Annotated in this window: 11 protein-coding genes; 5 read left to right on the top strand and 6 right to left on the bottom strand. The window is 66.1% G+C overall.

The window, feature by feature from the left end:
- Window positions 1-1100, top strand: a 1100-nt coding sequence (locus ACTRWG_RS04225) for an ABC transporter permease (protein WP_462829017.1), incomplete at its 5' end; no start/stop codon positions are given.
- Window positions 1101-1120: 20 nt separating this feature from the next.
- Here ACTRWG_RS04225 and ACTRWG_RS04220 read toward each other — a convergent pair.
- Entirely contained in the window at window positions 1121-1570 is a 450-nt protein-coding gene (locus tag ACTRWG_RS04220; protein WP_027236431.1) for an RrF2 family transcriptional regulator, read from the bottom strand.
- Window positions 1571-1671: 101 nt separating this feature from the next.
- Between ACTRWG_RS04220 and ACTRWG_RS04215 the strand changes: the two genes are divergently transcribed.
- Window positions 1672-2247 carry a gamma-glutamylcyclotransferase family protein gene (locus ACTRWG_RS04215; protein ID WP_259957340.1) on the top strand — a complete coding sequence of 192 codons (576 nt, stop codon included), beginning with the start codon at window positions 1672-1674 and terminating at the stop codon, window positions 2245-2247.
- Window positions 2240-3433, top strand: a complete 1194-nt coding sequence (locus ACTRWG_RS04210) for a DUF2254 domain-containing protein (RefSeq protein ID WP_462829016.1) — start codon at window positions 2240-2242, stop codon at window positions 3431-3433. The genes ACTRWG_RS04215 and ACTRWG_RS04210 overlap by 8 nt, the downstream gene beginning before the upstream one ends.
- Before the next feature lie 255 nt (window positions 3434-3688).
- Here ACTRWG_RS04210 and gltX read toward each other — a convergent pair whose 3' ends face one another.
- Both gltX and ACTRWG_RS04200 read right to left on the bottom strand, forming a co-directional pair.
- Window positions 3689-5014, bottom strand: a complete 1326-nt coding sequence (gltX, locus tag ACTRWG_RS04205; protein WP_462829015.1) for a glutamate--tRNA ligase — start codon at window positions 5012-5014, stop codon at window positions 3689-3691.
- A 125-nt stretch (window positions 5015-5139) separates the two neighbouring features.
- The gene (locus ACTRWG_RS04200; protein ID WP_462829014.1) at window positions 5140-5568 is read right to left on the bottom strand and encodes a DUF1801 domain-containing protein; all 429 of its coding nucleotides are present in this window, start codon (window positions 5566-5568) and stop codon (window positions 5140-5142) included.
- Between the two features lie 107 nt (window positions 5569-5675).
- Between ACTRWG_RS04200 and ACTRWG_RS04195 the strand changes: the two genes are divergently transcribed.
- Entirely contained in the window at window positions 5676-6608 is a 933-nt protein-coding gene (locus ACTRWG_RS04195) for an MBL fold metallo-hydrolase (RefSeq protein ID WP_462829013.1), read from the top strand.
- A 10-nt stretch (window positions 6609-6618) separates the two neighbouring features.
- Here ACTRWG_RS04195 and ACTRWG_RS04190 read toward each other — a convergent pair whose 3' ends face one another.
- Together ACTRWG_RS04190 and ACTRWG_RS04185 are read right to left on the bottom strand one after the other, a co-directional pair.
- On the bottom strand, window positions 6619-7950 hold the full coding sequence (locus ACTRWG_RS04190) for an NAD(P)/FAD-dependent oxidoreductase (RefSeq protein ID WP_462829012.1): 1332 nt from the start codon (window positions 7948-7950) through the stop codon (window positions 6619-6621).
- A 179-nt stretch (window positions 7951-8129) separates the two neighbouring features.
- Entirely contained in the window at window positions 8130-9788 is a 1659-nt protein-coding gene (locus tag ACTRWG_RS04185; RefSeq protein ID WP_027236425.1) for an NAD+ synthase, read from the bottom strand.
- 182 nt (window positions 9789-9970) lie between these two features.
- Between ACTRWG_RS04185 and ACTRWG_RS04180 the strand changes: the two genes are divergently transcribed.
- The gene (locus ACTRWG_RS04180; RefSeq protein WP_027236424.1) at window positions 9971-11392 is read left to right on the top strand and encodes an MORN repeat-containing protein; all 1422 of its coding nucleotides are present in this window, start codon (window positions 9971-9973) and stop codon (window positions 11390-11392) included.
- 46 nt (window positions 11393-11438) lie between these two features.
- On the opposite strand, the gene ACTRWG_RS04175 is transcribed toward ACTRWG_RS04180, so the two are convergent.
- Complete coding sequence (locus tag ACTRWG_RS04175) at window positions 11439-12104, bottom strand: pyridoxamine 5'-phosphate oxidase family protein (RefSeq protein ID WP_027236423.1); 666 nt, start codon at window positions 12102-12104, stop codon at window positions 11439-11441.
- Window positions 12105-12117: the final 13 nt, after the last annotated feature.

Raw genomic sequence — 12117 nt, 5'->3', positions numbered from 1 at the left:
CGCGGGACGGCGCGGTGCCTGCGGTGCTGGCGCTGGGGCTGGGCCTGACGGTGCTGGCCGCCATCGGCCAGATCGACGGCAACATGCGCCGGGCGATTGCCGGCAACCTGCCGGATGTGGCACCGAGCTATTTCTTTGTCGATATCCAGCGCAGCCAGATGCCCGCGTTCCTGGAACGGGTAGAGAATGATCCCTCTGTCACGCGTGTGGAGAACGCGCCGATGCTGCGCGGGGTGCTGACCCGGATTAACGGCCAGCCGGCCACCGAGGTTGCGGGCGATCACTGGGTGGTGCGCGGCGACCGCGGCATCACCTATGCCGCCGCCCGGCCCGACAGCACCGAGGTCACCGCCGGCACGTGGTGGGCTGAGGATTATTCGGGTGATCCGCAAATCAGCTTTGCCGCCGAGGAGGCCGAGGAACTGGGGCTTAGCCTGGGCGACACGCTGACGCTGAACATCCTGGGCCGCGACATCACCGGTACCATCACCAGCTTCCGCAACGTGGATTTCTCCACTGCGGGCATGGGCTTTGTGATGGTGCTGAACGAGGCCGCGCTGGCCGGCGCGCCGCACAGTTTCATCGCCACCGTTTATGCCGAGGAGCAGGCGGAGGCGGCGATTCTGCGCGATCTGGCGCGCGAGATGCCGAATATCACCGCGATCCGGATGCGCGACGCCATCGACCGGGTGTCGGACATCCTGCGCCAGCTGGCCGCCGCCACCGCCTATGGCGCCGCGGCGACGCTGCTGACCGGGTTTCTGGTGCTGTTGGGCACGGCAGCAGCTGGCGAGCCTGCGCGCCGCTATGAAGCCGCGCTGCTGAAAACGCTGGGCGCGCCGCGCAAGCAGATCCTGGCAAGCTTTGCCCTGCGCTCTGCCCTTCTTGGGGCGGCCGCCGGGCTGGTGGCGCTGGCGGCAGGCATTGCCGGGGCCTGGGCGATCAACGCCTATGTGTTCGAGACGGGATACACGGTGATCTGGCCGAATGCGCTGATGGTCATATCCGGCGGGGTGCTGACCACGCTGCTGGCCGGGCTGGCCTTTGCGCTGCGGCCGCTGGCCGCCAAACCGGCCCGCATCCTGCGGGCCCGCGAATGATCAGCTCTGCGGCGGCGGCGTCAGCGGGCGCCGCAGGAGACCGGCTGCAGGATGCGCAGCAGGTCGTGGTTGTCGCAGACCAGCGATTCCAGCGAAATGTCGTCCAGCGAGGCGTAGAACGCCTGCGCAGCATCGGCCAGCGCCACCTTCAGGCGGCAGGCATCCGACAGCGGGCAGGTGTTGTCCGCATCAGCAAAGCACTCGACCATCGGCAGGTTGCCCTCGACATCACGGAACACGTCGCCGATCCGGATCTCTGCCGCGGGTTTTCCGAGGTTCATGCCGCCGTTGCGGCCGCGCTGGGTGGCCAGATAGCCAAGCTGGCTCAGCTGGTTGATCACCTGCGCCAGGTGGTTTTCCGAGATATTGCAGCATTCGGCGATCTCGGCCTTGGTCACCAGGCGGTCTTCATGGGCGGCGCAATACATCAGCAGCCGCACGGCAATGTTGGTCCTTTTGGTAATCCGCATGGGTTGCTCCCGCAGCTATGGTGCATCGCTTATTGCACAACAGCGGAAAAAGCGGTTTGACATACATCAATAACCGGAATTGCGGCAGAAAGGCGCGGCGAATGACGGCTCCATACTTCTTTGGCTACGGCAGCCTGGTGAACACGGCGACACATGGCTATGGCGGCGCACAGCCTGCCCGGCTGCGCGGCTGGCGGCGTGCCTGGGTGCATACAGATCTGCGCGAGGTGGCGTTTCTGTCGGCGGTGCCCTGCGCCGCCAGCACCATCGGCGGGCTGATTGCCGAGGTGCCCGGAGCCGACTGGGCGGCGCTGGACGAACGCGAGTTCGCCTATGACCGGCTGCCCGCATCGGACAAGGTGCAGCACGGGCTGGAGGGCGCGCCGGAAATTTCCGTCTATGCCGTGGCCGCGGACAAGCAGAACGGCGTCACTGAGCAGCATCCGATTCTGCTGAGCTACCTGGACGTGGTGCTGCAGGGCTATTTGCAGGTGTTCGGCGAAGCTGGCGTGCAGGATTTCATCGCCACCACCGACGGCTGGGGCGCCCCCCTCCTGGACGACCGGGCGGCGCCGCGCTATCCGCGCCATCAGCGTCTGAGCCGGGCGGAGCGCGCGCTGTTCGATGATCTGATCGACAGCACCGGCGCGCGCAGGATAAGCTCCGCTCATGATTGAGCAGTGTCTTTTGTACCTCAGGCGGATGGCCCGCAAGCTCTGGTTCCGGGTGGTTCTGATTTCCATACTCTCGCTGCTGGCGCTGCTTTTGGCGCCGCTGGCCAAACCGCTGCTGCCGGACAGCCTGAGCGAGGACTTCGGGCGCGAGGCGGTGCTGCCGGTGCTGACGATCCTGGCGTCGGGCATGCTGGCGGTCACCACCTTTTCGCTAAACGTCATGGTCAGCGCCTACCGCACAGCCGCCTCGATGGCGACGCCGCGGGTCTACCGGCTGCTGCTGGAAGATACCGTGACCCACCGGGTGCTGGCGACATTCGTGGGCGGGTTCATCTATTCGCTCAGCGGGGTGATCCTGTTCCGGGCCTGGTATTACACGCCCGAGGGCGCCCTGGTGGTGTTCGGCATTACCATCATTGTCGTGGTCCTGATTGTCGGCGCAATCCTGCGCTGGATTGACCACCTGTCGGGGCTTGGCAGCATGGACCATACGCTGCGGCTGATCGAGACCCGGACCCGCGACAGCATGCGCGCGCGCCTCGACGCGCCCTGCCTCGGCGGCCAATGCGCTGACAGCAGCGGTGTTCCCGCCGATGCGGTGGCCATCCCGGCCGCCCGCAGCGGCTTTGTCCGCTTTGCCGGGATGGCCCAGCTGGACGAGCTGGCCGAGGAGACCGGCACCGAGATCACCCTGGCACGGGCTCCCGGCGAATACATCCTGCGCGGCCAGCCGGTGGCCTGGGCCGCAGGCGGGGACAACGATTTCTGCAAGGCGGCCTCGAAGGCGATCGACATCGGCGACGTGCGCAGTTTCGATCAGGACCCGTCCTTCGGCCTCACCCTGCTGGCGGAGACGGCCCAGCGGGCGCTGTCGCCCGGCATCAACGATCCGGGCACCGCGATAGAGGTGATGGGACGGCTGGGGCGGCTGCTGTGGGAAAACATGCCCGCCGATGAGATCAGCAGCACCCGGAAGCCGGATTTCCCGAACGTGAAAGTGCCGCCGGTGACGGCGCGCCACCTGCTGCGCTGCGCCTTCCCGCCGATTGCCCGCTGCGGCAGCGATTCCCCCTCGGTGATGGGCTGGATGCACAAATCGCTGGAGGAGCTGGAACACCACTCCAACCCGGAAATGGCCAAGGCCGCAGCGGAAATGCGCGAGGAGCTGGGCACGGGCGGCAACGGCTGACCCGCAGCCCGGGCAGTCGGCTGTTGCGCTGCTGTCCCGCGGCGCCCTCCCGCCTGTTCAGGCGCAGGCAAGCTGCACCTCCCTCAGTTGGGCATGGCACCGCGCACCCGCGCGGCGCCCGGCCCTACCGCAGGGGATGCATCTGCGATGCAGCTCCGGCGGGCGGGAGCGCTGCCGCGGCCTTCCGGCAAAGCGGCACGAAAAAGGGCGGAGCCCATGGCTCCGCCCTTATATCTATCCTTGCTTGGAGCCGCCTCAGCCGCGCGCCCGGACCTTTTCCATCAGCGCCAGCAGCGCCGACATGTCGGGGCCGCGCTCCATGCCGGTGACGGCCTTCCTGAGCGGCATGAACAAGCCCTTGCCCTTGCGGCCCGTCGCTTCCTTGACTGCGGCGGTCCACTTGCCCCAGCTTTCGCTGTCGTAGGGGCCTTCGGGCAGCAGCGCCATCGCTTCTGCGATGAAGTCCTTGTCCTCATCCGCCACCAGCGGCTCGGCACCATCGCGGCAGAGCTCCCACCAGCCGGCCAGGTCTTTGAGCGTGGTGATGTTTTCCTTGGCCATGTCCCAGAAGGCGGCCTGTTTCTCCGCCGGGACGCCCAGCGCGTCCACGCGGGCCTGCACCGCTGCCAGCGGCAGCGACTGCAGGTAGCGGGCGGTCAGCGGATACAGATCCTCGACATCGAACTTGGTCGGCGCTGCGCCAAAGCGGTTGATGTCGAAGCCCTCGATCAGCTCTGCCATCTCCGAGCGCAGTTCTACCGGGTCAGAGGAGCCCAGGCGCGCCATCAGGCTGAGGAGCGCCATCGGCTGCACGCCGGCTTCGCGCAGATCGCGCAAGGCAAGCGTGCCCAGGCGCTTGGACAGCGCCTCGCCCTGCGGGCCGGTCAGCAGCGAGTGGTGCGCGAAGGAGGGCACGGAGCCGCCCAGCGCCTCGATGATCTGGATCTGGGTGGCGGTGTTGGTCACGTGGTCCGAGCCGCGCACCACATGGGTCACGCCCATTTCGGTGTCGTCCACAACCGACGCCAGGGTGTACAGGAACTGGCCGTCGCCGCGGATCAGCACCGGGTCGGAGACCGAGGCCGCGTCGATGGAAATATCACCCAGGATGCCGTCGGTCCACTCGATCCGCTCATGGTCCAGCTTAAAGCGCCAGACGCCGTCGCCGCGCTCGGCGCGCAGGTTGGCCTTCTCCTCGTCCGACAGGGCCAGCGCGGCGCGGTCGTAGACCGGCGGCTTGCCCATGTTCAGCTGCTTCTTGCGCTTCAGATCCAGCTCGGTCGGGGTCTCGAACGCCTCGTAGAAGCGGCCGATTTCACGCAAGCGGTCGGCGGCGGCGAAGTAGCGGTCGAGGCGCTCGGACTGGCGCTCCACCTTGTCCCAGGTCAGGCCCAGCCATTCCAGGTCCTGCTTGATGGCATCGACGTATTCTTCCTTGGACCGCTCCGGGTCGGTGTCGTCGATGCGCAGGATGAAGGTGCCGCCGGCCTTGCGGGCGATCAGGTAGTTCATCAGCGCGGTGCGCAGGTTGCCGACGTGGATATAGCCGGTCGGCGACGGGGCAAAACGGGTGGTGGTCATCTCGGATCTCCTGTTGCCTTGCCCCTTGTCACATGGGCGGCGGATTGTCCAGTTTCACAGGTGTTAACGCGTCTCCGGCGCGTGCCTGCGGCGCGAGTATTTGGGGAAAGATGAACGCCTGGCAGTCACTCAGGCTGCACCGGCCAGATTGCGTTCAAATCTTTCAACCCTGCGCGGATCAGTTCGGCCAGGACCTCCAGGTCGATATCGGCGAGCTTGTTCACATAGAGGCAGCTTTTGCCCAGCTTGTGCTTGCCCAGGCGGGAGAGGATGGCGCCGTAATCCTGATAGCCCGGCATGATGTAGATAGAGTGGCGTGCTTTCCGCGGCGAGAAGCCGGTGGCGAGGAAATCGCCCTCGCGCCCCGAGGCATATCGGTAATGGTAGCGGCCATAGCCGATGATCGACGGGCCCCACAGACGCGGTTCAAACCCGCTCACCCGGCGGAACAGCGCATCCAGCTGCTGCGCCTCCGCCGCCTTGCGGGCCGGTTCGACGCTGGCGAGAAATGCCACAACGCTTGCCCCGGTCGGGACGGTTTTGTTCTGGGTCATGACGGGGCCTCCTGACCGCATCCTAACCCGCATCACGGGATTGTTTACAGCCCGCTGCCGCCGGAGCGCTAGGGTATGGCCAGTCCAACTCCACCGGAGGTTATGCCATGACTGTTTCCCTGTCCCGCCGCGCCGCCTTGGCCGGTGCTGCCGCCCTGCCCCTTGCCGGGGCTGCCGCGCCCCTGCTGGCCGGTGCCCATGGCGGCCGAGCCGAAGCGCCGGTTGCCCATTCGTTCAAACTGGCAGAGATGCCGGTCACCACCCTTCTGGATGCGTCAGCGCAGCGGGAGGGGCCGAAACCGATGTTCGGGGCAGCGGCCAGCGATGCGGAGTTTGCGCGGGTTTCAGCCGAGAATTTCATTTCCGACGAGACCCTGCAGTTCTATTTCACACCCACTCTGGTGGATACCGGAGGGGAACTGGTGCTGTTTGACACCGGGCTGGGCAATGGCGGCATTGCCAAGGCGCTGGCCGCGGCCGGGGTGACGCCGGATCAAATCAATGTTGTGGTGATCACCCACATGCACCCCGACCATATCGGCGGGCTGATGACAGACGGCGCGCCGACGTTTTCCAATGCCCGATACGTGACGGGGGCCGAGGAGTACAATTTCTGGTCCAAGAGGGAAGCTGGCGACCGGGTCGGCGACCTGGTGGCCAAGAATGTGACGCCGCTGGCGGAGAAGACCGATTTCATTGATGACGGGGCCAGTGTGGCTCCGGGGATCACCGCAATGGCCAGCTTTGGCCACACGCCTGGGCATATGTGCTACATGCTGGAGAGCGGCGGGCGGCAGCTGCTGCTGACGGCGGATCTGGCCAACCATTATGTCTGGAGCTTTGCCCGCCCCGATTGGGCGTTCAGCTTCGATGTGGATGCAGAGGCCGCCAGCGCCTCGCGCCGCCGGGTGCTGGCGATGCTGGCAGCGGACAAGGTGCCAATGGTTGGCTATCACATGCCGTTCCCGGCTGCGGGCTTTGTCGAGACGCGCGGTGACGGCTTCCGCTATGTGCCCGTAAGCTATCAGCTGATGGGCTGACGGGGCGCGTTCAATAGCCGCTTTGCGGCCCGTATTTGCTGCCGTCGGTAAAGCGCGACAGGCGGAAGTCGTGCGGGTCCACAACGGGGGTGTCGCCGGTCACCAGGTCGGCGGCCAGTTTGCCTGCGGCCGGGCCGATGCCAAAGCCGTGGCCGGAAAACCCGGTGGCGATGAACAGGCCCGGCAGGCGGTCGGCCTGCGAGATTACCGGGATCCCGTCCGGGGTCACGTCGATCAGCCCGCCCCAGCTTTGCACCACATCGGCGCCCTGCAGCACCGGAAAGGCCTTTTGCGCTGCCGCCCAGCCGCTTTTCAGCGCCTTCTGCGACGGGGCCGGATCCAGCACCCGGCACAGCTCGAACGGGGTGGTCTGCTGCGGCTGCCAGCGGCGGGCCTGGGCCGCCTCCTCGCGCCAGCGGCTGGTGACGCGGAACTGCAGCGCGCGCCATTCGTGCCGCAGGCTGGGCAGGAACTTCCAGCCCAGGCGGAAGCTGTCAGGCACGATATCGACGATGTTCTCCAGCGCGTCCGAGACGGTGTAGCCGCCGTCGGCACGCTTGCGCAGGCCCAGGTTGCCGGTGCGCACCGCGGTCTCCGGCCCGCCCTGCACCGGCGAGGTGCGCAGGACCGAGTTGAGGACCTTCAATTGCGGCAGGCTGATACCCGCATTGCCCAGAAACAGCCGCGACCAGGCGCCGCCTGCCACCACCACCGCCGAACAGGCGACGCGGCCGCGTTCCGTCATCACGCCGCTGATGCGGCCAGCCGAGGTTTCGACGCTGCGCACGGCGCATTCCGTCATGATCTTGGCACCCGCGGCCTGGGCTGCGGTGGCGATTGCGTGGGTGGCCAGCTGCGGCTCGGCCCGCCCGTCCATCGGCGTCAGCAGCCCGCCGCAGGCTTTGGTCTGATGGCCGGGCATCAGCTGTGCCAGCTGCTGACCGCGCACCATGCGGGCGCCCTGCCCCCAGCCGTCGAGGTTGCGCAGCCAGCGCTCCAGCTGCGCCTCGCGCTTGGCGGTTTCCGCGGTGTAGAGGATGCCGGAACGGGTGAACCCGGTCTCCTGCCCGGTGCGCGCCGCCAGCCCCGCCCAAAGCAGCAGCGATTCCGCCATCAGCGGGAGTTCCCGCGGGTCGCGGCAGGAAATCCGCACCCATCCCCAGTTGCGCGAGCTTTGCTCACCCGCGATCTGCCCCTTTTCGCACAAAAGCACGGAGTGGCCGCGCTCAGCCAGCTCCAGCGCGGTGGCAGCGCCAATGATGCCGCCGCCGATCACGACGGCATCGACGGCCTTGGGCAGGGCCAGATTGGATTGGAAATGAGGCAGTCGCGGTCCAGGCATGAGGCCTCTATGCCCGCTGCGGAATCGCCGGTCCAGCGCACAGGCGACGCGCCCTGCGCCGCTTTGCGCCATTGTGATTTTTTCGCCGCATATCAGGACGTTACCGCCACCGGCAAGGGCCTGAAGGAGTCAAGGAAAGCGCGAAAAAGACCCGCGCTTTCAAGGGGTTAACGCGCGCCTCAGGTCGGGTCGCGCCAGCGGTTCACAATCGGGTAGCGGCGGTCCAGCCAGAACGACCGCGGCGTCAGCCGGGCGCCAGGCGCGGACTGGAAGCGTTTGTATTCGCTGATATAAAGCAGGTGTTCAACCCGTTTGGCCACGTCCCGGGAAAAGCCCGCCGCGACGCAATCTGCGATTGAGCCTTCCAGATCAACCAGGATTTCGAGGATCGCATCCAGTTCGGGGTAGTCCGGCAGGCTGTCGCTGTCTTTCTGATCATCGCGCAGTTCCGCCGAGGGCGGCTTGTCGATCACATTGGGGCGGATCACCTCGCCCTCCGGGCCCTTCATCCAGGGGCGGTGGTTGGCGTTGCGCCAGCGGCAGGTTTCAAACACGCGGGTTTTGTAGAGGTCCTTGATCGGGTTGTAGCCGCCATTCATGTCGCCATAGATGGTGGCATAGCCCACGGCCACTTCGGATTTGTTGCCGGTGGTCAGGAGCATCTCGCCGAACTTGTTGGACATGGCCATCAGCAGCAGGCCGCGCAGGCGGGACTGGATGTTTTCCTCGGTGATATCTTCATCGCGGCCGGCGAACAGCGGCGCCAGCGTGCTGGTGATTGCAGCCCGCGCCTCGCTGATCGGAACATAGTCATAGTGGACGCCCAGCGCCTTGGCGACGGCTTCGGCATCGTCGAGCGATTCCCGGCTGGTGTACTCGGACGGCAGCATCACGCAACGGACGTTTTCAGCCCCCAGCGCATCCACCGCAATGGCCGCGACAATCGCCGAGTCGACACCGCCGGACAGGCCCAGAAGCACCTTCTTGAAGCCGGTTTTACCCATGTAGTCGCGCAAGGATTCCACCATCACCCGGTAGTCCTGCTCCCATTCGTCCGGCAGATGCGCCTTTTCGCCCTCTTCCACGCGCCAGCCTTCCTCAGTGCGGATGAGGTCGAGCTGGGTGATGCATTCGTCAAACAGCGGCATCTGCACCGCCAGCGCGCCGCCCGGGTTCAAGGCGAAGGAACCGCCGTCAAACACCTGATCGTCCTGGCCGCCCACCATGTTCAGGTAGATCACCGGCAGATGGGTTTCGACCGCGCGCGCCACCATCATGTTGAAGCGCACTTCCATCTTGTTGCGGAAATAGGGCGAACCGTTGGGGATCAGCAGGAACTCGGCACCGGTTTCGGCCAGGGTTTCAGCCACATCCTCGTGCCAGCCGTCTTCGCAGATGGGGGAGCCGATGCGGGTGTTGCCGACGGCATAGGGGCCGCCCAGCGGCCCGGCCTCGAAGATGCGGACCTCGTCAAAGACGGTCTCGTTCGGCAGGTGGTGCTTGAGGCTGCGCGAGGCGATCTTGCCGCCTTTCAGGATCAGATAGGCGTTGTAAAGCCGGCCGCCCTCGACCCACGGCCCGCCGATCGCCAGCGCCGGACCATCGGCGCAATCCGCCGCCAGTTTCTCCACCTCGGCAATGGCGGCCTGGTGGAACACCGGCTTCATCACCAGGTCCTGGGTGTTGTAGCCGGTGATGAACATTTCCGGCAGCGCCACCAGATCGGCGCCGGCCTTGCGGCCCTCCTCCCAGGCGGCGCGGGCCTTGGCGGCGTTGCCCGCCAGATCGCCCACAGTGGGGTTCAGCTGCGCCAGTGTCACGCGGAAACGGTCTGCCATGCTGCATCGGCCCTTTGCAAAAATCCTTCCCCAGCCATTTACCAGATTGACGGCCAAGGAAAAGAGCAAGGGCTTGCGACCAGGGAAAAGACATTGCGGCCCCGCGTGCGGTAGCTTAGTTTCCGGGCGAGCAACCCAATATGGCAGCAGCACCGTAATTTCTGGGCAGGCAGAGGTTTTGAATGACCCGTTTCGGCACCGCAATCGCGTTTTCCACGATCCTGGCACTGGCCGCCCCGGCCTGGGCCCAGGAGGGGGAAATCATCACCACGCAGGATGAGATCGGCGGCGTCTATGAGGGCACCTTCCGCAACGGGCTGCAGCATGGCACCGGCACCTACAAGCTGCCGAACGGTTACGAATACACCGGCGAGTGGGTCGATGGAGAGGTCCGCGGCCAGGGCGTGGCGCGGTTCCCGGACGGCTCAATCTATGAGGGCGAGTTCGCGCAGGGCAAGCCGCACGGGCTGGGCAAGCTGACCCGCGCCGATGGCAGCACCTACGAGGGGGAATGGCAGGACGGCCAGATCCATGGCGACGGAGTGTCGGCCTACGCCAGCGGCGTGCGCTACCAGGGCAGTTTTGCCAATGGCAAGCGGCACGGCAAAGGCGTGATGCAATCGCCCGACGGCTATACCTACGACGGCGACTGGGCCGAGGGGCGCCAGCAAGGCCAGGCCAAAATCACCTATGCCGAGGGCACCGTCTATGAGGGCAGCGTGGCGGATGGCCAACTGCAGGGGCAAGGCCGGCTGGAGACCTCGGACGGGCTGGTCTACGAAGGCGAATGGATGTCCAGCCAGATGCATGGCACCGGCCGCCTGGTGCAGCCCAACGGCGACATCTATGAAGGCGAGCTGCAAAAGGGCCGCCGCCACGGCACCGGTACGCAGACCTATGCCAATGGCGATGTCTACACCGGCGACTTCCTGAACGACCAGCGCCACGGCACCGGCACCTTCACCGAGAAGGACGGCTACAGCTACACCGGCGCATGGGTGAAGGGGCAGATCGAAGGCAAGGGCAAAGCGGTCTATCCCGACGGATCGGTCTATGAGGGCGATTTCCGCGATGATCTGGCCGAGGGCCAGGGCAAGATCACCTATCCCGACGGCTCCACCTATGAGGGCGGTTGGGTGGCCGGCGTCATTGAGGGCGAAGGCACCGCCACCTACCCCAATGGCATCACCTATACCGGCGGCTTCAAGAATGCCAAAAACCACGGCCAGGGGGTGATGACCTATGCCGACGGCTACCGCTATGAAGGCGGCTGGCAGGACGGGCAGCGCCACGGGGAGGCGACGGTCACCTATGCGGACGGGTCGGTCTATACCGGTCAGTTCGCCAACAGCCAGCGGCACGGGCAAGGCAAAATCGTGATGCCCGACGGCTTCACCTACGAAGGCGAGTGGCAGGAAGGCAAGATCTTCGGCCGGGGCGTGGCGACCTATGCCAATGGCGACGTCTACGAAGGCAGCTTTGTTAACGGCAAGCGCCAGGGACCGGGCACGATGAAATACGCCAGCGGCCAGCAAGCGGACGGCACCTGGGAAAACGGCGCGCTGGTCCGCAGCGAGGCCGGGGACACAGGGCAGACCGAGTAAGCCGGAATGATCAAAGGGCGCGCCAGGGCGGCGCGCCTTTTTTGTTTCAGCCGATGCGGATGCGGCTCAGGTGGTCCGGCATCGCCACGCCCTCAAGGTTGGCAGGATCCGGCTGCGGCGGCTTCAGCTCCATCGCCATCGGCACCACGCCCGCCCAGATCGGCAGGGCGTAATCCTCCTCGTCATCCTTGGGCGCACCGGTGCGGATCTTGGCCGCGCCTTCTTCAATCGGCATCCGCATCAGGGCGGTGGCCTTCAGCTCCTGCGCGGTCATCGGGCGCAGGGCGTCCCAGCGGCCGGGGAAAATGTGGTCGACCATCGCCTTGAGGCTGGCCGCCTTGGCATCCTCATCCGTGACCTTCTCCGCCACCCCGAACAGCATCGCGGAGCGGAAGTTGACCGAGTGGTGAAAGGCCGAACGGGCCAGAACGTAGCCGTCCATGCAGGTGACGGTCAGGCAGACCTCCGCCCCCTCCATCGCACGGATCGCCCGGCTGGCGGAGGAGCCGTGCCAATAGACGTGATCGCCCTCGCGCCATTGCAGCGTCGGCAGCACCGATGGGGCGCCATTGATCTGATAGCCGATATGGCCCAGCGGCATGGCGTCGAGCACCTGATACACGGTCTCGCGGTCATAGAGCCCGCGTTCATGGGCGCGGCGCAGGCGGCTGCGCTCTGTTTTCAGGGCGGTTTCGGTTTCGGGCTGGCGCATTGGCGGACCTCGT

The sequence above is a fragment of the Leisingera sp. G5_S3_59_S7 genome (assembly GCF_054968485.1).
This window is presented reverse-complemented; position numbering and strand designations above follow the sequence as displayed.

Bases quoted from the DNA above. Each gene is read 5' to 3' on its own strand.
- ACTRWG_RS04220 (WP_027236431.1), bottom strand. From the start codon at position 1,570: ATGCGGATTACCAAAAGGACCAACATTGCCGTGCGGCTGCTGATGTAT.
- ACTRWG_RS04195 (WP_462829013.1), top strand. From the start codon at position 5,676: ATGACTGTTTCCCTGTCCCGCCGCGCCGCCTTGGCCGGTGCTGCCGCC.
- ACTRWG_RS04200 (WP_462829014.1), bottom strand. From the start codon at position 5,568: ATGACCCAGAACAAAACCGTCCCGACCGGGGCAAGCGTTGTGGCATTT.
- ACTRWG_RS04215 (WP_259957340.1), top strand. From the start codon at position 1,672: ATGACGGCTCCATACTTCTTTGGCTACGGCAGCCTGGTGAACACGGCG.
- ACTRWG_RS04175 (WP_027236423.1), bottom strand. From the start codon at position 12,104: ATGCGCCAGCCCGAAACCGAAACCGCCCTGAAAACAGAGCGCAGCCGC.
- ACTRWG_RS04190 (WP_462829012.1), bottom strand. From the start codon at position 7,950: ATGCCTGGACCGCGACTGCCTCATTTCCAATCCAATCTGGCCCTGCCC.
- ACTRWG_RS04185 (WP_027236425.1), bottom strand. From the start codon at position 9,788: ATGGCAGACCGTTTCCGCGTGACACTGGCGCAGCTGAACCCCACTGTG.
- ACTRWG_RS04180 (WP_027236424.1), top strand. From the start codon at position 9,971: ATGACCCGTTTCGGCACCGCAATCGCGTTTTCCACGATCCTGGCACTG.
- ACTRWG_RS04210 (WP_462829016.1), top strand. From the start codon at position 2,240: ATGATTGAGCAGTGTCTTTTGTACCTCAGGCGGATGGCCCGCAAGCTC.
- gltX (WP_462829015.1), bottom strand. From the start codon at position 5,014: ATGACCACCACCCGTTTTGCCCCGTCGCCGACCGGCTATATCCACGTC.